Raw genomic sequence first — 19,686 nt, 5'->3', positions numbered from 1 at the left:
GCCGGTCCACCGGCCCCGGAGCCCGCGGGTCCTAGGTGGTCACTCCTCGAAGTCGGCCACCGTGAGGTCGTTCGCGAGTTCCACGTCGGACTCCTCGAATCCCTCGTAGCTGGTGATGATCTCCATCGTCGTGCCGTCCTCGCGCAGCCTGTTCAGCTCCTCGTTGAACGCGTCGCGGAACTCGGTGTCGTCGAGGCGGAAACCGTAGCCGCCGCAGGGGAGGGTCTCGTTGCCCTCGGCGTCCTTCGGGAAGAACGGCTCGACGGCCTCGAGCCCTTCGCGCCCTTCGACCTGGCCGTTGACGGTCGCGGTGGTGCCGGTAACGGCGTCGACCTCCCCGGCCGCCAGCGCCTGGTACATCTGGTCGATGCCCGGGAACGACTTGATCTGGTCCTCCCCGATGCCGGCCTCCTCCGCGTAGCCGACCTCGACCGTGCCGCTGGCTACGGCGATCGTGAGGTCGGGGTTCTCCACGAACGAGCTGTAGTCGACGATGTCCTCGGGGTTGCCCTCGGGCACGGCGAGAGATTCCGTGGTGCAGTAGTCCGGGTCGGAGAACTGGATCTGGGCGAGGCGTTCCTCGTTGATGTACATGCCGGCCGCGATCATGTCGAACTGCTGGGCCTGCAGGCCGCCGATCAGGTTGCCGAACTCGACGACCTCGAACTCGGGTTCGCCGTAACCGAGGTTGGAGAGGACCTCGCGGGCGACGTCGGGTGCGAAGCCGGTCGCGTTGCCGTCGTCGTCCATGTAGCCGTAGGGCTGTTCGTTGGCGATGCCGATGGTGAGTACCTCACCGTCACCTTCGCCACCGTTGCCGGTGGTGCCGTCCCCGCAGGCGGCGAGGGTGAGGGCGCCGGCCGCGGTCAGCGCGACCAGGGTCATCTTGCGTCGGAGGGCCATGTGGCCACGACCTTTCGGTTGCGCGGCGCGCCGCCCTGGCACGCCGGTTCGGGTTTGCCTGGATTGGGTTTGACCCTATGCAGATACCGTCCGGGTCTCAACGACGGCCGGAACAGAGTGTCGGTGCCCTCGCGCGCCCGGGCGCGCGCCCTCGCGCGCGACCGATAAATGCCGTCTGACCTGCCAGAACGTTGTTCTCCGCGGCACGGTCCCGGGTGTCGCTCGGCGGGCCGGTGCCGCAATCATTTCGTTACCGCTTCGAGACCCTGCCTGTGATCGTCCATGGGGTCCCTGGCTGCCACTACGGGTCCGTTACAGCCAGTATGGTCCGGCTCGCGCGCTTCGTCAGCCCACCCGTGGAGCGCGCCGGAGCGCCGGGGCGGGCGCGGTGCGGGCGTCAGCACGGCGGCGCGACGGGCCGGCCCGTGCCGGTGCGGGTGTAGGCGTCCGAGACGAAGTGCCCCGGGCCGATCTTGTTCCAGAGGGGAGTGCTGCCCAGGTGGCCGTCGACCCACTCGCCCCAGACGGTGCACCGGATCGTGACCCGGGTCCCGGCCGCGGCCAGGCCCGACCTCGCGTAGCTGGTGCCGGGACCGGAGCGGACGTTGAGCGGCCGATGGGTCCCGGTGCGGATCGTGCCCGTGGGGCCGTCCCCCAGCCAGAGGAACGTGACGTCCACCCAGGCGTTGCCCGTCAGGCCGAGCCCGTCGTAGAAGGTGCCGTCGGCCAGGTCGATCCCCGCGGGGTTGCGCACCTGCCTGCCGAAGCCGTCCTTGCCGCCGTTGTGTCCGTCGTAGTACGCCGCGTGCGCCTGTGGCACGCCGCGTGGCAGGTCGGCGAAGCGCTCCCGGTGGCGGGCCGAGTTCCAGTAGTTGTCCTTGATGTTCCACGGGCCCACGTCCCACACGGGCGCGTACTCGCAACGGCTCGTGGACGGGGCGCAGACGCGGACGGACCGTGCTCCCTCGCCCTTCTCGGACAGGGCGAGCCGTGACGGCAGCGCGACGAAGTGGTCGTTCTTCCTGATGCGGTGGCCGTTCGCGGTGGTGTGCCCGACGAGACCCTCACGAGTGGCGTAGACGCGATAGGTCGGCGCCCCGGAGTCGTCGGTCCGGGCGGCGACCCGCGCGGTGGCCGTGTGGCCGGCGTCGGCGGGCGCGGCCGCCGCGGGTGCGGCGGTCATGGCGGCGACGACCGCGACGGCGGTGACGACCGCGACGGCGGCCGTCGGGACGAGCGGGCCGCTCATCGCCGAGAAGGCCGGCCGGCTCGTTCTCTGGTCCGTGTGAACGCTCATGCCGCGACGCTAAGTGACCTCAAGTTCAACCGCAACGTGAGAGTTGGCGACGGACGGTATCTTTTGAGGTACTTCGCCGCTCGAATTGCGATATAGCACCCAGGAGAGGAATCCCGGGCAGCTCGGCTCGAATCGCATCACGACCAGGACTGGAGCCCGCCCGCGGCCGGGAGTTCACTGGGGCCCCATGAGCGTGGACATCGATGGTCGACGAGGCCCCCAGGTGATCGAACGTACGCGCACGGCATGGCGGCGGATCGCGAACGCCGGCTCCGTCCGGGGCGGTCCGTCCGACGGACTGGCCCACCTCCTCGACCCGGCGCGCCGCGTCGTCCCGTACTCCGGCCGCGACGCCGACCTGGCCGAGCTGCTGGCCTGGTGCCGTGAGCCGCACGCCGTCCAGCTCCGGCTGACCACCGGGCTCGGCGGCGTGGGCAAGACGCGCCTGGCCGTCGAGGCGGCGCGGCGCCTCACCCGCTCGGCGTGGCGCTGCGTGTGGATCCGGCCGTCCGACGACGACGCCGCCGTGCGGGCCGCCCTGTCCTCCGGCACCCGGCCGACCCGCAGGACGCTCGTGATCGTCGACGACGCCGCCTCCCGCACCGACCTCGCCGCCCTGCTCGCGCGCCTGCGCCGGACGGCGAGCGGCAAACTGCGCGTCCTGCTGCTCTCCCGGACGGGCCGGGAATGGTGGTACCGGCTGCGCTGGGCGAGTGACCTGTGGGCCGGCGACGTACGCACGTCCGTCACCCATCTCGCTCCGCCGCACGACCAGGACGAGCAGGCCCTCGTCACGGCGGCGGCCCAGGCGTTCGCGCGCGGCCTGGGCACCTCCGCGCCCGCGCTGACGGTGCGGCGGTCCGCGGATCGGCCGTCCCCGCTCGACCTGCACGCCGCCGCGCTCGTGGCCGTCGCCGACGGCGGTCCCGCCGTCCCGTCGCCCGGGGAGCCACCCGTGCTGGTGGATCCCTCGCGTGCACTTGGCGCCCTGCTGGACCGGGAGCGGGGGAGGTGGACCGTCGAGGCCGCCCGTGCGGGCCTGCCCACCGACGACGTGGAGGACGCCGTCGCGGCCGCGATGCTGCTCGGCGCCGGCTCGGACGGTACCGCGCGTGAGGCCCTGCGCCGGACCGCACCCGTGCTCGCGACCGACGCGGGCGTGGCGTGGCTGCGCGGCCTGGCCGGCCCCGCGGGCGACATCGACTCGGCGATACCCCGCCGGATGGCCGAGCAGCACGTGGCGCGACGCCTCGCGGCCACGCCGTGGCTCGCGGACGGGTGGATCCGCGGGCTGCCCGCGGCCGTGGCCCACCGGGCCGCCGTGCTCCTGTGCTCCGCGCAGATCGACCCGCCACCCGGCCCCGGACGCGCGCCGATCGACGCCGTGCTGGGCCGTGTCGTCGACGAGCTGCCGCCCGACCCGGCCGTGCTCGGCGGACTGCTGGGCCTGCTCCCGCAGCATCCCGCGCCACCCGGCGGCCTGATGGAGGCGCTCACCGCGCGGATCCTGGATCTCGACGGCACGCCGGCGGCGTGGGCCGACGCCCTCACCCATCGGACCCGGGCGCTCTGCGCCCTCGGCCGGCACCAGGAAGCGCTCCAGCCCGCCGCCGAAGCGGTCGCCGCCTGGCGCGTCGTGGCCGCCGAGGACCCCGACCGCTACGGCCGGTGCCTCGCGCGATCGCTGTGCGGCCTCGGAACGGTCCGCGACAGCCTGGGGCGGCACGCGGAGGCACACGCCGCGCTGACCGAGGCGCTCGCCGTCCTGCGCACGTCACCGCCCCACGAGGCGGTGTGGAACGAACCCGAGCTCGCCCTCGTGCTGCGCGCCGTCTCCGCGACGTACGCCTCCCTCGGCCGGTACGCGGAATCCGACGCGGCCGCCCTCGAGGAGGTGGCGGTGCTGCGCCGGCTCGTGCAGCGTGACCCGGTGCAGTACGAGGCACAGCTCGCATGGGCGCTGATCGGCGGTGGCCCGGCCGTGGACCGCGGCCGGCCGACGGAGACGCTGGAGGCTCTGACCGAAGGGCTCGACCTGTGGCGCCGGCTCGCGCGCCGGTACGCGGTCGACTTCGAGCCGCAGCTGGCCTTCGCGCTGTCGTTGCGCAGCTGCGCCCTCGCGGAACTGGGCCGCCTCGAGGAGGCCGTGGCGGCCGAGACCGAGGCGCTGGAGATGCGCCGGCACCTCGCCGCCGCCGAACCCGAGCGATACGACGGCGAACTCGCACTCTCGCTCGCTCGCCTGGGCGCCCATCTCTCGGGCCTGGGCCGCGTCCAGCACGCGTACGCCCTCGAGACCGAGGCCCTCGCGGCCCGGCGCCGGCTCGCCCGCCAGAACCCCCGGGCGTACGCGTACACGCTGGCGTCCTCCCTTTCCAACCTCGGCGTGACCTGTTCCCGGCTGGGCCGGTTCACCGAGGCGCTCCCGCTGGAACAGGAAGCCGTCGCGATCCGCCGCGACCTCGCGGCCGAGGCGCCCGAGCGGTTCGACCGGTACCTGGCGCGCTCGCTGTCGAACCTGGGGGTCCGGTACTCCGACCTCGGAGAGCCCGAGCGGGCCGTGGAGCCGACGCGGGAGGCGGTCGAGATCCTCCGCCGCCTGTCCGCCGACGAGCCGGACCGGCACCGGCCGGACCTCGCCTCGGCGTGCGCGAACCTCGGGGCGACCTACGCGGACCTCGGCCGCGTCGCCGAGGCCGCCGAGCTCCTGCGCGAATCCGTCACCCTGCTGCGCGACCTCGCGTCCCGGTACCCGGCACGCTTCCGGCCGGAGCTCGCCCGCGCCTGCTCGACGTGCGCGTCGCTCCTGGTGACGCTCGGCCGCCCCGAGGAGGCCGTGGAGCACGCCACCGAGGCCGTGGCGATCCGGCACGCCCTGGTCGCGATGCACGGCACCCGCTATCGCGAGGATCTGGACCTCTCCCTGGCGATCCTGTCCGAGGCGTGCGACCCGCGCGGTGCCCCGCCGACCTCGGTCAGGTCCCGGTAGGGGTGCCCACGGGACGACGTAGAGAGGCCCGTGGGACGACGACGCCGACCGGGACGCGCACCGCGGTCTGGGAGGATGGGCCGGTGCGCAGCGTCACCATCCTCGGGTCCACCGGCTCCATCGGCACGCAGGCGATCGACGTCGTCCGCCGGCACCCCGATCGCTTCCGCGTCGACGCGCTGAGCGCCGGCGGCGACGTCGCCGGCCTCGCGAAACAGGCGGCCGAACTCGGCGTGCGGGCCGTCGCCGTGGCCGATGCCGCACGCCGCGACGACCTGCGCGAGGCGCTCGCCGCCGCCGGGGCCGCCGGTGTCGAGGCGCTGGCTGGCCCCGACGCCGCGACGGAGCTCGCGGGGCAGGGCAGCGACGTCGTGCTCAACGGCATCACCGGGTCGGTGGGCCTGCGGCCCACGCTGGCCGCGCTGGGCGCCGGGTCCGTGCTGGCGCTCGCGAACAAGGAGTCGCTCGTGGTCGGCGGTCCGCTGGTACGAGCCGCGGTGCGGCGTCCCGGCCAGATCGTCCCGGTGGACTCCGAGCACTCGGCGATCGCGCAGTCCCTGCGCTCGGGGACCACGGCCGAGGTGCGACGTCTCGTCGTGACGGCGTCGGGCGGGCCCTTCCGGGGGATGTCGCGCGCCGAGCTGCGTGACGTCACGCCGGCGCAGGCGCTCCGGCACCCCAACTTCTCCATGGGGCGGGTCATCACGACCAACTCCGCCACCCTCGTCAACAAGGGGCTGGAGGTCATCGAGGCGCACCTGCTGTTCGACGTCCCGTTCACGGCGATCGACGTCGTCGTGCACCCGCAGCAGATGATCCACTCGATGGTCGAGTTCGTCGACGGGTCCACGATCGCGCAGGCGGGCCCGCCGCGGATGCTGGTGCCGATCGCGCTCGGCCTGTCGTGGCCGGAGCGGCTGGACGGCGTCGACGTGCCGATCGACTGGACGCGAGCCGCGAGCTGGGAGTTCGAGCCCCTGGACGACGACGCGTTCCCCGCGGTGCGCCTCGCCCGCCAGGTGGGTGAGGCGGCCGGCACGTTCCCGGCGGTCTACAACGCGGCGAACGAGGTGTGCGTGGACGCGTTCCACGACGGCGAGATCGGCTTCACCGACATCGTCGACACCGTGGCCGCCGTCGTCGACGCACACGCGAGCGAGCCGGGTGACGCGTCGTCGGTCTCCGGGGTGCTCGCGGCGGACGCCTGGGCGCGTGCGCGCGCCCACGCCGTCGTCGCCGGCTGAGCCTCGGCACCGCGGCCGGCCGCAGGGCCGGTGCCTCCGTCGCCGTTGTCACCGTCGCCGCGACCGGCGGATGCGGGCACGACGACGGTCCGCGGGCGGACGCCTCCACGGACCCTCACCGGCCGGTGCGGTACCCCGGCGGGAGCACCGGCGACCGGCCAGGGCGCCGCAGCCGGCGCACCCACACCATGAACACCGCCACGGCCAGGACGAACGCGACCACGCTCGACACGATCGCGAGCGTGACCGGTACCCAGCCGCTCCAGTCGTTCGCCTCCACGGCGATCGCCAGGATCGTGTGGAACACGGTGAGCACGGCGAACGTGGACACGGCGACGGTGAGGCCCTCCAGGGTGCGGCGCTGTTCCTCGGCCTCGCGTTCCTCGTGCTGCCGGCGGACGGTCGCCAGGCGCGCGGCGATGGGCTCGGCGAGCAGCTCGCGGAGGCGGCGGTCGAGCTCGCGGGACTGCCGGGTGAGGTCGAACGCCCGCAGCAGCTCCGCCATCTGCTGGTACTCGGTGGCCGAGGCCAGCAGGGTCGGCGAGCTCACGACGGACATCGCGCGCCGGGCACGGCCCGCGAAGCGGTGCAGCTGCAGCTGCTGCTGGCTGAGGTAGGCGGTGCGGGCGGCGAGATCGGTGTCCTCGGTCTCGGGGCGACCCAGCATGTCCTCCACCTCGTCGAAGTACTGCGCCAGGCGCGTGTTCCACGCCGCCAGCATCCCGCTGATGCTTGCCACGAATTCCACCAGCGAGCCGTACTGCACGATCTTGAAGTGGGCGGTGTCGAACATGGCGATGGTCGTGGCGTTCGGCGTGACCGCGACGAGGTCGCCGGAGTTGCGTACGCCCTCCAGGAGGACCGGCTGGCGCTGCGGGAGCGTCCAGTCGACCAGCGATGTCGTGTTGTACGGCACCGGCTGGAGCAGCGGCTGGTGCCCGTAGGTGGCCAGCAGCTCGTCGGCGCTCGTGATCGGGCGCCGGTCCTGCGGCGGGCAGGCGGGACCGCGCCCGGCGCTCGCCTCGACCACGAAGGTGAGGACGTGGGAGCGGCCCCGGGCGAGGTTCATGCTGAGGGCCTGGCCGGGGTTGTCGGGCCGCTCCGGGGTGCGCCAGCCCTCGGGCCGTCCGGCGAAGTACGCGGCGATCGCCTCCTGGAGCCGGTAGGCGAGGTGGAAGAGGTGCACGGGGTGGTAGCCGGACGAGTCGACGATCGACGCGCTGGCGTCCGTGCCGTCCGGCTGGGGGATGTCCCAGTGCATCCGCAGGTCGTCGTGGAGGCTGGAGATCAGGTAGCGGGCGTCGCGGACCTCCTGGGGTCCGAGATCCTTGCCGGTCTGCCGGAACCGGACGTAGTGGTTCCCGAGGTCACCGAACCGGACCTCGCACGACAGGTGCGCCACGGGAGTGCCGTCGGGCTGGGTGACACTGACGTCGGGGAGGTTCAGGGTCGCGCCGTCGAAGGCGCCGAAGGGGTCCTCGGTGTCCCACACGTCGTCGAGCTTGAGCGCCGTGCGTACCGAGACGGCGCGCGTGCCGAGCAGTTCGGGGAGGGTGTTGCCGACGAGCCCGCGGACGCGCTCGGTCGCGTCGGCGCCGTCGATCTGCGGCAGACCGAACGGGAACACGTAGACGGTGCGGCAGCGGTCGACCGTGAGCCAGTCGGAGTCCACCCCGGCGGCGAGCGCCTCGAGGTGGGCCCGGTGGGCGCGCAGTTCGCTGGCGAGGATGTAGTTGAGGCCGGGGGCGCGTTCGAGCTCCCGGAGCTGCTCGATCGCTCCGGCGAGACCGGCCGGCTCGCCGGCGAGCGTGGCCCTCGCCGCGATGGCGGCCTCGCCGATCGCCGTGAAGTACCGGAACCGGATCCGGGCCTGGTGCACCAGGTGCCCGCGCAGGCAGGACTTCTCGTCGGTGATCCGGAGGGCCGTCTCCTCCAGCCGGGCCGATGCCTGCACGGCGCGGTCCAGCATGATCACGAACCGGTCGACGCTGCCGGAGTTGCGCGCCGCGGCCACGTCGAGCCGGGCGCGGAAGGCGTCGCCGAGCGCGACGACGGCGTCCGCCTCGCTGCGGCAGTGGCGGCACGGGACCCGTTCGCGGTTCGCGATCCACGCGTGGCGCAGGCCGGTGAGCGCGGCGGCGACGCGTCCGTGCCGGGCGGACTGCTGGGAGGCGTCCTCGGCGATCGACCAGAGGTAGAGGCCCAGGAGGGCCGGGCCGCACGGCGTCTCGACGACCTGTTCGAGGAGCTCGGCGGCCCGCTGGATGCGGGGGTCGTCGGGGTCGGTGTGCCGGCGGCGGGAGGCGCGGGTGGCGCCCATGTTCCAGCGTGGGGCGGCCCAGATCCGCGGGATGTCGAAGCCCATCCCGCGCAGGCGGCTCGCGAGGGGCGAGGCGTGGTCGGCGCTCACGCGGGCCTCGGTGTCGAACAGCACCTCGGCGATCTGGTCGAGGTCCGCGGGCAGGTGCGCGCGGTGTTCGTCCAGGTCCGTCATCTCTGCGACGTCAGCCATGAGCGCAGGCTATTCATGCCATCATGTTTGGGTCAATGAAAAGCAAAGCGGACATCCATAGGAGTCCGGGTCGGTGATCGGTCGGCGAAGCGCTCCGCCGGCGGCCGGACGGCCCCGCCCGATCCGTCCGCCGGATCCCCCCACATCACTGTCAGACAGGTGCCGTAGGCTCGCCGCGTGAGCGTTCTTCCCTGGGTGGCCGGCTTCCTCGTCCTGCTCGTCGGAATCATGCTGTCGATCGCGCTGCACGAGATCGGGCACATGGTCCCGGCCAAGAAGTTCGGTGTGCGCGTCAGTCAGTACATGGTCGGTTTCGGCCCCACGATCTGGTCGCGCGTCAAGGGGGAGACCGAGTACGGCGTCAAGGCGATCCCGCTGGGCGGTTACGTCCGCCTCGTCGGCATGATGCCCCCCGCGCCCGAGGGCAGGCAGACCGGCAGGGGCATCTTCGGCAGGCTCATCGCCGAGGCCCGGGAGCAGTCCACCGAGGAGGTCCGGCCGGGCGAGGAGCACCGCGCGTTCTACAACCTCCCCGCGTGGCAGAAGATCGTCGTGATGCTGGGCGGCCCGGTGATGAACCTGGTGATCGCCACGGTGATGGTCGGCATCCTCATCGTCGGGTTCGGGCAGATGCAGGTCACCACCACCGTGGGCCAGGTGTCCGAGTGCGTCCCCGAGGCCGTGACGGTGGACACGGTCGACGATCCCGCCTGCACCGGCACCCCCGTCCCGGCCACCGAGGCGGGCCTCGAAGCGGGCGACGTCGTCACGCGGTACGACGGCGTCGCCGTGACGGACTGGGAGCAGCTGTCCGGGCTCATCGCCGACACCGGCACCCGCACGGTACCCGTCGTCGTCGAGCGTGACGGCGCCGAGCTCGAGCTCGCCGTCACGCCCACGGTCGTCCAGAAGCAGGTCGACGAGGACGCCGCCGGCGAACCGGTGCTCGAGGCCTCCGGGTTCATCGGCTTCAGCCCGCTCCAGGAGCGCGTCCGCGGCCCGTGGTCCGAGGTGCTCCCGACCGTCGGCGAGGGCACCTGGGAAACCATGAAGATGGTGGCGACCCTCCCGGTGCGGATCGCCGACACCGCCCGCCAGGCCTTCACCGACGAGGAACGGTCGGTCGACTCGGTCCAGAGCGTCGTGGGCGTCGGGGTCCTGCTCGGCGACGGCTTCGCCCTCTACGACCAGACGAGCGAGCGCGTCGCCTGGGCCATCGGGATCCTCGGCAGCCTGAACATCGCCCTGTTCGTGTTCAACCTCATCCCGCTGCTGCCCCTGGACGGCGGCCACGTGGTCAACGCGCTCTACGAGGCCACCAAGCGCGCGCTCCACAAGCTGCGCGGCCTGCCGCGCCCCGGACCGGCCGACGTCGCACGCCTCACGCCCGTCACCTACGTCGTCTTCCTCGCCCTGCTCGGAGTCGGCGGCATGCTGATCATCGCGGACCTGGTGGATCCCGTGCGGATCACGTGATCCCCGCCACCGCGTTGCGAGCAGGCCACCCGGAGCGTGGATACTGGACACCGTGACCGCGATCAGTCTTGGCATGCCAGCAGCGCCCCCGCCTGTCCTCGCCCCCCGCAAGAAGACCCGCAAGATCCGGGTCGGCAAGGTCGAGGTCGGCGGGGACGCGCCCATCAGCGTGCAGTCCATGACGACCACCCCGACCACCGACATCAACGCCACGCTGCAGCAGATCGCCGAGCTGACGGCGGCCGGCTGCGACATCGTGCGCGTGGCCGTCCCGAGCGCCGACGACGCCGACGCGCTGCCCGCCATCGCGGCCAAGTCCCAGATCCCCGTGATCGCCGACATCCACTTCCAGCCCAAGTACGTCTACGCGGCCATCGACGCCGGCTGCGCCGCCGTCCGCGTCAACCCGGGCAACATCCGCAAGTTCGACGACCAGGTCAAGGAGATCGCCGCCGCCGCCAAGGACGCGGGCGTCTCGCTCCGCATCGGCGTCAATGCCGGGTCGCTCGACAAGCGCCTCCTGGAGAAGTACGGCAAGCCCACCGCCGAGGCCCTCGTGGAGTCCGCGGTCTGGGAGGCAAGCCTCTTCGAGGAGCACGACTTCCACGACTTCAAGATCTCCGTCAAGCACAACGACCCCGTCGTCATGGTGCGCGCCTACGAGATGCTGTCCGATCGCGGCGACTGGCCCCTGCACCTCGGCGTCACCGAGGCCGGCCCCGCCTTCCAGGGCACCATCAAGTCCGCCACCGCGTTCGGCGCGCTGCTCAGCCAGGGCATCGGCGACACCATCCGCGTGTCCCTGTCCGCCCCGCCCGTCGAGGAGGTCAAGGTCGGCAACCAGATCCTCCAGTCGCTCAACCTGCGCCCCCGCAAGCTCGAGATCGTCTCCTGCCCGTCCTGCGGCCGCGCCCAGGTCGACGTCTACACGCTCGCCGAGAAGGTCACCGCGGGCCTCGAGGGCATGGAGGTCCCGCTCCGCGTCGCCGTCATGGGCTGCGTCGTCAACGGACCCGGCGAGGCCCGCGAGGCCGACCTCGGCGTGGCCTCCGGCAACGGCAAGGGACAGATCTTCGTGAAGGGCGAAGTGGTCAAGACCGTGCCAGAGTCGATGATCGTGGAGACCCTGATCGACGAGGCGATGCGGATCGCCGAGACCATGCCCGCCCCCGAGAACGACGCCCAGGCGGGCGCGCCCGTGGTGTCGGTCGTCTAGGTTCACCACTCATGGCCACCTCGCGCACCCCGCTCCACCCTCGCGGTGGCGTGCGGCGCGCGCCCGCGCCAGGCGGCCCGGCCGACGCCCGCGTGCTCGGCATGCCGGACCTGCCCGAGGCGCTCGCGGTCTGCTACCTCGAGCCCGTGGCGTCGGTGCTCGCGGCCTCCCGGCTGGAGATCGCCACCCGCTCCGGATTCGCCGCCGCCGGCGGGCAGGGCTGGGGATTCCCGGCCACGGGCCCGCTGGAGGCAGTCTGCTGGGCCGGGGCGAACCTGGTCCCCGTGGTTCCGGACGCGCTCGGCGCGGCCCGGCAGAGCGAGGCGGCGGGGGCGTTCGCCGCGCTCGCGCGGGCGCAGGGCCGGCGGTCCAGCTCGATCGTCGGTGAGCGCGAGGCCGCGCTGGGGCTCTGGGACGGCCTGGAGCGATACTGGCCCGCGCCCCGGGAGATCCGCGTCGACCAGCCGTCGATGGCGATCACCCGGGGCTCCGACGTCGCACCCGATCCCGCCCTGCGGCGCTCCACCCTCGCGGAGCTCGACATGGTGCTGCCCGCGTGCGTGCGGATGTTCACCGAGGAGGTCGGCTACTCGCCGGTCGCCGGCGGGGGCGGTCCGTACGTGCAGCGGGTGCGCTCCCTGATCGCCGACGGCCGGTCGTTCATCCGCACCGAGACGACCCCGCGCGGACGCGAGACCGTCGCCTTCAAGGCCGAGGTCGGCGCCGTCGCGGGGACCGTGGCACAGATCCAGGGCGTCTGGGTGGACCCGCTGTTCCGGGGGAGGGGCTGGTCCGTGACGGGGATGTCGGCGGTGGTGGGCGCGGTACGGGAGACCATCGCCCCGGTCGTCTCCCTCTACGTCAACAACTACAACGAACGAGCGCTCGCGACGTACCGCCGGGTCGGCTTCGAGCAGGTGGGAACCTTCGCCACGGTCCTGTTCTGACCGCTCTGTTCCGACCGCGGGCCGATGTCACTTCAGGAGCCGCGACAGCCGCCGGTCCGCCAGGATCTGGCCGTTCGTCTGGCAGGTCGGACAGTACTGGAGCGAGCGGTCCGCGAAGCTCACCTCGTGCACGGTGTCGCCGCACGGGGTCCCGTCCCAACCGGGGCACGGCGCCCCGGTGCGGCCGTGCACCCGCATCCCCGCCCGCTTCGCGTCCTTCAGCTCCTTGGCGGGCTTGCCCGACGCCGCCCGGATCGCCTCGGCGAGGACCTGCCCGATCGCGCTGTGCAGCCGGACGGTCTCCTCCTCGGTGAAGGACCGTGTCAGCTTGTACGGGCTGAACCGCGCCGCGTGCAGGATCTCGTCCGAGTAGGCGTTCCCGATCCCCGCGATCGCCGACTGCTCCCGCAACAGGCCCTTGACCTGCTGATTCCGCGCGGCGAGGAGGCCGGCCAGCACCCCGGTCGTGAACGCGGGATCCAGTGGCTCGACGCCGAGCGACGCCACCATCGCGACGTCGTCCGGCCGGCGGACCACGTGGACGGCGAGCCGCTTGCGGGTCCCCGCCTCCGTGAGATCGAACCCGGAGCCGTCGTCGAACCGGACCCGCAGCGCCGTGATCGCGCCCTTCCCCGCGCCCCCGAGCCGTGGCCTGACCGGCGTGCGCGGGAGCTGGTCGGACCAGCGCACCCACCCGCCCCGCGCCAGATGGAAGACGAGATGCAGCGGCCCACCCGGCCCGCCGTCGTCGGACATGCCCTCGTCGGACATGCCCTCGTCGGGCGCGGCGCTGTCGGACACCGACATGTCGAGCCACTTGCCGTGCCGGGTCCAGCCCCGCACGGCTCCGCCGGCGAGTGCCGTCACGGGCGGGTCGACCGTCTTGAGTGCGGCGATGCCGCCCACCTCGATCCCGGCCACGGTGCGGCCGGCGGTGCGCTCGCCGAGGAACCGGACGAGAGCTTCGACCTCGGGAAGTTCCGGCATGGGCCCATCCTGCTCGGTTGTGATGTGGGACGCCAGTAGGCTTGCCCCCATGTCATCCGCACTCCGCTCGGGCGACCTGCTACGCATGTCGTCCCTCTTCGTCCGCACGCTGCGCGAGGACCCGGCCGACGCCGAGGTCGCCAGCCACAGGCTGCTGGTCCGCGCCGGCTACATCCGCCGAGCCGCCCCGGGGATCTACTCCTGGCTCCCGCTGGGGCTGCGCGTGCTGGGCAAGATCGAGACGATCGTGCGCGAGGAGATGAACGCCATCGGCGGCCAGGAGGTGCACTTCCCGGCGCTGCTGCCGAGGGAGCCGTACGAGGCCACGGGACGCTGGACCGAGTACGGCGACGGGATCTTCCGCCTCCAGGACCGCAAGCAGAACGACTACCTGCTCGCACCCACGCACGAGGAGATGTTCACGCTTCTGGTCAAGGACCTGTACTCCTCGTACAAGGACCTGCCCCTGGTCATCTACCAGATCCAGACGAAGTACCGCGACGAGGCGCGTCCTCGCGCCGGGCTGATCCGCGGGCGCGAGTTCATCATGAAGGACTCGTACTCCTTCGACGTGCACGACGACGGCCTGGACGCCGCCTACGCGAAGCACCGCGATGCCTACGAGCGCATCTTCACGCGACTCGGCCTCGACTACGTCATCGTCTCGGCCATGTCCGGCGCCATGGGCGGCTCGAAGTCCGAGGAGTTCCTCAGCCCGTCGCCGATCGGCGAGGACACGTTCGTGCGGTCGGCCGGCGGCTACGCCGCCAACGTGGAGGCGGTCGTCACGCCGGTCCCCGAGTCCCTGCCGTACGACGACGCCCCCGCCGCGCACGTCGAGGACACTCCGGACACGCCGACCATCGAGACGCTGGTCGCCTGCGCGAACGAGCGGTTCGCGCGGCCGGACCGGGCCTGGACCGCGGCCGACACCCTGAAGAACGTCGTGCTGGCGCTGCGCCACCCGGACGGCCGGCGGGAGCTGCTCGTCGTCGGGCTGCCGGGGGACCGCGACGTCGATCTGAAGCGCCTGGAGGCCGCGGTCGCGCCGGCCGAGGCCGAGCCGGCCACGGAGGAGGACTTCAAGGCCCACCCCGAACTGGTCAAGGGCTACATCGGGCCGCAGGTCCTCGGCCCGCAGGGAGCGCAGGTCGAGGGGAGCGACGGCGAGAAGAGCTCGGCCGTGCGCTACCTGCTCGACCCGCGCGTCGTGCCCGGCACCCGCTGGATCACGGGCGCCAACGAGCCGGGCCGGCACGTGTTCGACCTGGTGGCCGGCCGCGACTTCACCGCGGACGGCACGATCGAGGCGGCCGAGGTGCGTGCCGGCGACCCCGCGCCGGACGGCTCCGGCCCGCTGGAGCTCGCGCGCGGCATCGAGATGGGGCACATCTTCCAGCTCGGCCGCACGTACGCGGAGGCGCTCGGCCTGACCGTGCTCGACGAGAACGGCAAGCAGGCCGTCGTCACGATGGGCTCGTACGGCGTGGGCGTGACCCGCGCGCTGGCCGCGCTCGCCGAGGCGAACCACGACGAGAAGGGCCTGGCCTGGCCGGCGCGGATCGCTCCGGTGCAGGTGCACATGGTCGCCACGGGCAAGGGCGCCGAGGTCTTCGAGGCCGCCGAGCGGATCGCCGGCGAGCTGGTGGCCGCGGGCGTCGAGGTGCTGTACGACGACCGGCCCAAGGCCGCCCCGGGCGTGAAGTTCGCCGACGCCGAGCTGCTCGGTGCGCCGTTGCTCGTCGTCGTGGGCCGCGGGCTGAAGGACGGCGTCGTGGAGGTGCGGGAGCGCGTCGGCGAGGCGGAGCAGATCCCGGTGGAGGACGCCGTCGCGGAGACCGTCCGGCGCGTCGAGGCGCTGCTCGACGACTGAGGCTCAGGACGCCGCCTGCTCCGGCAGGCCGGGGAACGAGATCATGGGCGCGCCCCACGAGTTCTGCGCGATCGCCGAGTCGGTGAGCAGCGCGACCGCCACCGCGCGCGTGTCCGCCTCCGCGAGGCCGACCAGGCTCGCGTACCCGGCCGCGATCCTGCCCTCGGCCTGCAGGAGCACGTCCTGGCTGGTCACCTCCGCGCCGGGGAGCTCGTAGGCTGCCCGGCGCGGGTCGGCGCCGGTGCCGTCCACGCCGGCGACGCGCGCCCAGCCCTCGGCCCGCCGGCGATGCGTCTCGGCGCGGTTCGCGAGTCTCTCGCGCACGGTCTCGTCGTCCGCCTGGGCGGCGCGGACCTCGAGCGCGTACGCCGTGGAGTCCTCGGCCAGGATGATGGCGACGAGGTCCGCCTCCGCGACGCCGACGGGCGGTGTGGTCGGCCGGGCGGACGGCGTGAGCGCCGCCGTCGTCGTGTCGGACTCCTCGGTCGCGTCCGCCCCGTCGTCGCTCGGTGCCGCCGACGGGGCGGGCGCCGTCTCGTCCCCGCTGCCCGGGACGACCGGCGGGGTGTACGCGGGCTGCGGCCTGCCCGTCGCAGCGGCCAGCTTCCGCGCCGACAGCGTCTGCGCCGCCGAGATCGACGCGAGCAGCCGCGCGAGCGTGCCGTCCTCGCACACGTCTGCGGCGGTGGCGCTGCGCGCGGCCGCGTCCGACAGGGTGGTGAGCACGGCGCCGGCGCCGGGCGGGATCTCGGCGAGCTCGGTCGGTGTCGGGCTCGGCGGATCGGACTGCAGCCCGGACTCGTACTCGCCGCCGAGCTGGTCGGCGTGCCGCCGCGAGACCTCGGCGATGTCCGTGAGCGTCTCGGCGACCTTCGGCCTCGTCTTCCGCAGGGCCGCGACGGCCTCGGCCTGCTCGGCCACGTGCAGCGCGTCGTCGACGGCGGTACGGCGGACGATCTCGACCGGGTCCGGCACCGGCTCCGTCGGCGGAGGAGCGTCGAAGCGCACCCCGCACCCGCTCAGCAGCAGTGCGCAGGCGATCGCGACCGCCGCGCGGCGACGGAATCGCACGCGACCGTGCGATCGTGCGGTGCGGCGGGACGGTGCGGCCGGGCTCGCGTTCATCGTGCCTGATGATGCCACGTCTCGCGGACGAGTTCGTGCGCGTCCCAGCGGTCGCGCGGGTGTGCGGCCCCGTTGCGTCCGACGTCACGTCGCTTCGCCTGCACCCGGTGCGCGGCGCATCGTAGGCTGAGCGCAGTAGACAACAGCACACCGGTCGGGTCCTGGCTCGAGCGGTACCCCCTTTTCAGGGAGCCGACGGGAGGAACACGATGGCGCAGCCCGCGAGCCGGCAGGAGGACGACGTCCGCCGGATCGTCGGACCGGTGGTCGACGACGCCGATCTGTATCTCGAGGAGGTGCGGGTCACGCGTGCCGGGAACAGGTCGGTCGTGCGGATCACGCTCGACCTGCCCGAGACGCGGATCGGCAGCCTGGACTCCGACACGCTCGGCGAGGTCTCGCGGGCGCTGTCCGCCGCGCTCGACGACGGCGACGTCGTCGCCGGTGCGTACACCCTGGAGATCTCGACGCCCGGGACGTCGCGGCCCCTGACCACCGCGCGCCACTTCCGGCGTGCCCGCACGCGGCTCGTCACGCTGACACCCGCGGGTGGGGGCGAGGTCGTCTCGGGCCGGCTGACCGACGTGACGGGCGACGGCGACGGCACGGTCCTCGTGCTCGACGGCGCGCGGCGGATCGCCCTGTCCGATGTGCGCAGGGGAAAGGTGGAGGTCGAGCTCAGCCGGCCCGACGACGCCGGGTCCGGCGCCGCGGGGCCCGATGCCGGACCGGACGAGGGGCCGGGCGAGCGCGGGCGGGGCGATGAGGGGACTTCAGCCGGCCCGGCGGCTGAGGATGCCGACGCCGCCACGGTGAGCGAGAGTGCTGGTGCTGACGACGACGCCGTGACCCGGGAGCCCCGCCGCGGGGCGGCGGGCCACAACGAGGAGGGCTGAGATGGATATCGACATGGCCGCGCTGCGCATCCTGGAGCGCGAGAAGGACTTCAGCCTGGACGTGCTCGTCTCGGCGATCGAGCAGGCCTTGCTCTCCGCGTACCACCGTACGCCGGGCTCCTACCGCCACGCCCGCGTCGAGGTCGACCGCAGCAGCGGTCACGTCACGGTCTGGGCCCGCGAGGAGGTCGAGGCGTACACCGACCCGGACGACCCGGAGGGTCCCGCCCCGTTCGAGCTCGGCCCGGAGTTCGACGACACGCCGCGCGACTTCGGCCGTATCGCCACGGCGACCGCGCGCCAGGTGATCGTGCAGCGGCTGCGCGACGCCGAGGACGACCAGGTCCTGGGCACGTTCCGCGACAAGGAGGGCGAGGTCGTCGCCGGCATCATCCAGCAGGGGCGCGACCCGCGTGTGGTGCTCGTCGACGTGGGTGACACGGAGGCCGTGCTGCCGCCCCACGAGCAGGTGCCCGGCGAGGAGTACGAGCACGGCGAGCGGCTGCGCGCGTACGTCGTCGAGGTCGCCCGGGGAATGAAGGGCGCCCAGGTGACGTTGAGCCGGACGCACCCCGGTCTGGTCCGCAAGCTCTTCGAGCTGGAGGTCCCGGAGATCGCCGACGGGTCGGTGGAGATCATGTCCGTCGCCCGGGAGGCCGGTCACCGCACCAAGGTTGCCGTGGTCTCCCACGTGGCGGGCCTGAACGCCAAGGGTGCGTGCATCGGGCCGATGGGCGCGCGGGTCCGCGCGGTCATGACGGAACTGCACGGCGAGAAGATCGACATCGTCGACTGGAGCGACGACCCCACGCGCTTCGTCGCCAACGCGCTGTCCCCGGCACGCACGTCGTCGGTGACCGTGGTGGACGAGGCGGCCCGCGCGGTGCGCGCCGTCGTCCCCGACTACCAGCTGTCCCTCGCCATCGGCAAGGAGGGGCAGAACGCTCGCCTGGCCGCGAAGCTCACCGGCTGGCGTATCGACATCCGGTCCGACGAAGCCGCTGATCCCGGCGAGAACGGGGGGATCGGCGGGGCTCCGGCGGGCGGTGGTGGCACCGCTCACGTGTCATCGAACCGGTAACAGCAGTTGAACAGGCAAGGTAGACTGACCGAGTCTGGGCCGCGAGCCCGTACTTCGTCCTCTTCCGCCCTGGTGGCTCCTTCGGTGATGGCATCACGTTCCGCGCCGGCGGGTCCGGTGCGGACGTGCGTCGGATGCCGGGGACGCGACCAGCGGTCTGCTCTCTTGCGTGTGGTTCTGGATCCCGCAGCGGCGCAGCCCCGGATCGTCGTCGACGTGCGGGCCTGCCTGCCGGGGCGAGGTGCCTGGATCCACCCGGAGGCAGAATGCCTGGAGCTCGCCGAACGTCGTCGGGCGATACCGCGTGCGCTGCGCGCGGACGGGCCCGTCGATCTGACGGAGCTCCGGGAACATCTCGGCCGGTGAGGGCCGGGACGTCACGACCGGGCGCGGAAACGCCCGGCCGCACAACGAATCGTCGACAGGAAAGCGGGTCAGAAGCCGATGGGCACCCGATGAGTCCCCAGCGATGAGTACGTCGTACTAGTGCGGTTCGCCCCTGCCTCGGGACGGACCGAGACAGGAGAGTTGTGGCAAAGGTCCGCGTCTACGAGCTCGCCAAGGAGCTCGGAGTGGAAAGCAAGACCCTGCTCGCCGAGCTGAAGTCGGCCGGCGAGTACGTTCGCTCGGCGTCATCGACGCTCGAGGCGCCCGTCGCGCGGCGGATGCGCGACAAGTTCACCGATGCCGGCGCCGCGAAGGCGCCCGCCCGGTCCGGTGCGAGGCCCGCACCGAAGCCCGGGGCGAAGTCCGCCCCGAAGCCAGGGGCGAAGTCCGCCCCGAAGCCAGGGGCGAAGTCCGCCCCGAAGCCCGCTCCGGAAGCGCCGGCCGAGGCGTCCGCACCCGTCGCGGAGGCGGCGGAGACGCCGGCCGCGAGCGAGGCGCCCGCCGCACAGTCGGCGCCCAAGCCCGGCGCCGCGGCTCCCAAGCCCGGCCCCGCCGCGCCGAAGCCCGGCCCGGCGGCCCCGAAGCCCGGCGGGCGTGGCCCGCGCCCGGGCAACAACCCGTTCGCGTCCAGCCAGGGCATGCCCCGCCCCGGTGACCGCCGTGGTGGCGGTCGTTCCGGTGGCGGCGGTGGTCGCCCCGGTGCCGGTGGCGGCGGTGGCCCGCGTCCGGGCAACAACCCGTTCGCGTCCAGCC

Annotated in this window: 15 protein-coding genes; 10 read left to right on the top strand and 5 right to left on the bottom strand. The window is 73.1% G+C overall.

Annotated elements, in window-relative coordinates; all coding sequences use genetic code 11:
* Positions 1-39: 39 nt before the first annotated feature.
* Together ehuB and IIE03_RS02180 are read right to left on the bottom strand one after the other, a co-directional pair.
* Positions 40-903, bottom strand: coding sequence for an ectoine/hydroxyectoine ABC transporter substrate-binding protein EhuB (gene ehuB, locus IIE03_RS02185; protein WP_192861085.1), 864 nt, complete (start codon positions 901-903; stop codon positions 40-42).
* A gap of 397 nt (positions 904-1,300) precedes the next feature.
* Complete coding sequence (locus IIE03_RS02180; protein ID WP_225997128.1) at positions 1,301-2,200, bottom strand: hypothetical protein; 900 nt, start codon at positions 2,198-2,200, stop codon at positions 1,301-1,303.
* 223 nt (positions 2,201-2,423) lie between these two features.
* On the opposite strand from IIE03_RS02180, the gene IIE03_RS26575 reads away from it, so the two are divergent.
* Together IIE03_RS26575 and dxr are read left to right on the top strand one after the other, a co-directional pair.
* A complete protein-coding gene (locus IIE03_RS26575; RefSeq protein ID WP_192861084.1) occupies positions 2,424-5,189 on the top strand; it encodes a tetratricopeptide repeat protein in 2,766 nt (921 codons plus the stop codon).
* An 83-nt stretch (positions 5,190-5,272) separates the two neighbouring features.
* On the top strand, positions 5,273-6,433 hold the full coding sequence (dxr, locus tag IIE03_RS02170) for a 1-deoxy-D-xylulose-5-phosphate reductoisomerase (RefSeq protein ID WP_192861083.1): 1,161 nt from the start codon (positions 5,273-5,275) through the stop codon (positions 6,431-6,433).
* Positions 6,434-6,548: 115 nt separating this feature from the next.
* Here dxr and IIE03_RS02165 read toward each other — a convergent pair whose 3' ends face one another.
* Positions 6,549-8,945 carry a hypothetical protein gene (locus IIE03_RS02165; protein ID WP_192861082.1) on the bottom strand — a complete coding sequence of 799 codons (2,397 nt, stop codon included), beginning with the start codon at positions 8,943-8,945 and terminating at the stop codon, positions 6,549-6,551.
* 177 nt (positions 8,946-9,122) lie between these two features.
* Between IIE03_RS02165 and IIE03_RS02160 the strand changes: the two genes are divergently transcribed.
* The 3 genes from IIE03_RS02160 to IIE03_RS02150 all read left to right on the top strand — a co-directional run bounded on the left by IIE03_RS02160 (position 9,123) and on the right by IIE03_RS02150 (position 12,584).
* Positions 9,123-10,421, top strand: coding sequence for a M50 family metallopeptidase (locus tag IIE03_RS02160; RefSeq protein WP_318842753.1), 1,299 nt, complete (start codon positions 9,123-9,125; stop codon positions 10,419-10,421).
* Between the two features lie 73 nt (positions 10,422-10,494).
* A complete protein-coding gene (gene ispG / locus IIE03_RS02155) occupies positions 10,495-11,637 on the top strand; it encodes a flavodoxin-dependent (E)-4-hydroxy-3-methylbut-2-enyl-diphosphate synthase (protein ID WP_192861086.1) in 1,143 nt (380 codons plus the stop codon).
* An 11-nt stretch (positions 11,638-11,648) separates the two neighbouring features.
* On the top strand, positions 11,649-12,584 hold the full coding sequence (locus IIE03_RS02150) for a GNAT family N-acetyltransferase (RefSeq protein WP_192861081.1): 936 nt from the start codon (positions 11,649-11,651) through the stop codon (positions 12,582-12,584).
* Positions 12,585-12,611: 27 nt separating this feature from the next.
* Here the strand turns inward: IIE03_RS02150 and IIE03_RS02145 are convergent, their stop codons facing one another.
* Positions 12,612-13,571, bottom strand: coding sequence for a DNA-formamidopyrimidine glycosylase family protein (locus IIE03_RS02145; protein ID WP_192861080.1), 960 nt, complete (start codon positions 13,569-13,571; stop codon positions 12,612-12,614).
* Positions 13,572-13,620: 49 nt separating this feature from the next.
* On the opposite strand from IIE03_RS02145, the gene IIE03_RS02140 reads away from it, so the two are divergent.
* Positions 13,621-15,444, top strand: a complete 1,824-nt coding sequence (locus tag IIE03_RS02140; protein WP_192861079.1) for a proline--tRNA ligase — start codon at positions 13,621-13,623, stop codon at positions 15,442-15,444.
* Between the two features lie 3 nt (positions 15,445-15,447).
* Here the strand turns inward: IIE03_RS02140 and IIE03_RS02135 are convergent, their stop codons facing one another.
* Complete coding sequence (locus tag IIE03_RS02135; protein ID WP_193107576.1) at positions 15,448-16,515, bottom strand: DUF4439 domain-containing protein; 1,068 nt, start codon at positions 16,513-16,515, stop codon at positions 15,448-15,450.
* A 263-nt stretch (positions 16,516-16,778) separates the two neighbouring features.
* Between IIE03_RS02135 and IIE03_RS02130 the strand changes: the two genes are divergently transcribed.
* The 4 genes from IIE03_RS02130 to IIE03_RS02115 form a co-directional block, all read left to right on the top strand.
* On the top strand, positions 16,779-17,465 hold the full coding sequence (locus IIE03_RS02130; protein ID WP_192861077.1) for a ribosome maturation factor RimP: 687 nt from the start codon (positions 16,779-16,781) through the stop codon (positions 17,463-17,465).
* A 1-nt stretch (position 17,466) separates the two neighbouring features.
* Complete coding sequence (gene nusA, locus IIE03_RS02125) at positions 17,467-18,546, top strand: transcription termination factor NusA (RefSeq protein ID WP_192861076.1); 1,080 nt, start codon at positions 17,467-17,469, stop codon at positions 18,544-18,546.
* A 171-nt stretch (positions 18,547-18,717) separates the two neighbouring features.
* Positions 18,718-18,912 carry a YlxR family protein gene (locus tag IIE03_RS02120; RefSeq protein WP_318842752.1) on the top strand — a complete coding sequence of 65 codons (195 nt, stop codon included), beginning with the start codon at positions 18,718-18,720 and terminating at the stop codon, positions 18,910-18,912.
* 164 nt (positions 18,913-19,076) lie between these two features.
* Positions 19,077-19,686, top strand: a 610-nt coding sequence (locus IIE03_RS02115) for a translation initiation factor IF-2 N-terminal domain-containing protein (protein ID WP_192861074.1), incomplete at its 3' end; no start/stop codon positions are given.

The sequence above is a fragment of the Myceligenerans pegani genome, from assembly GCF_014892515.1.
GTDB classification, from domain to species: Bacteria; Actinomycetota; Actinomycetes; order Actinomycetales; family Cellulomonadaceae; genus Myceligenerans; species Myceligenerans pegani.
Note: the sequence above shows the minus strand (reverse complement) of the source record. Positions and strands in the feature narration are given on the sequence as shown.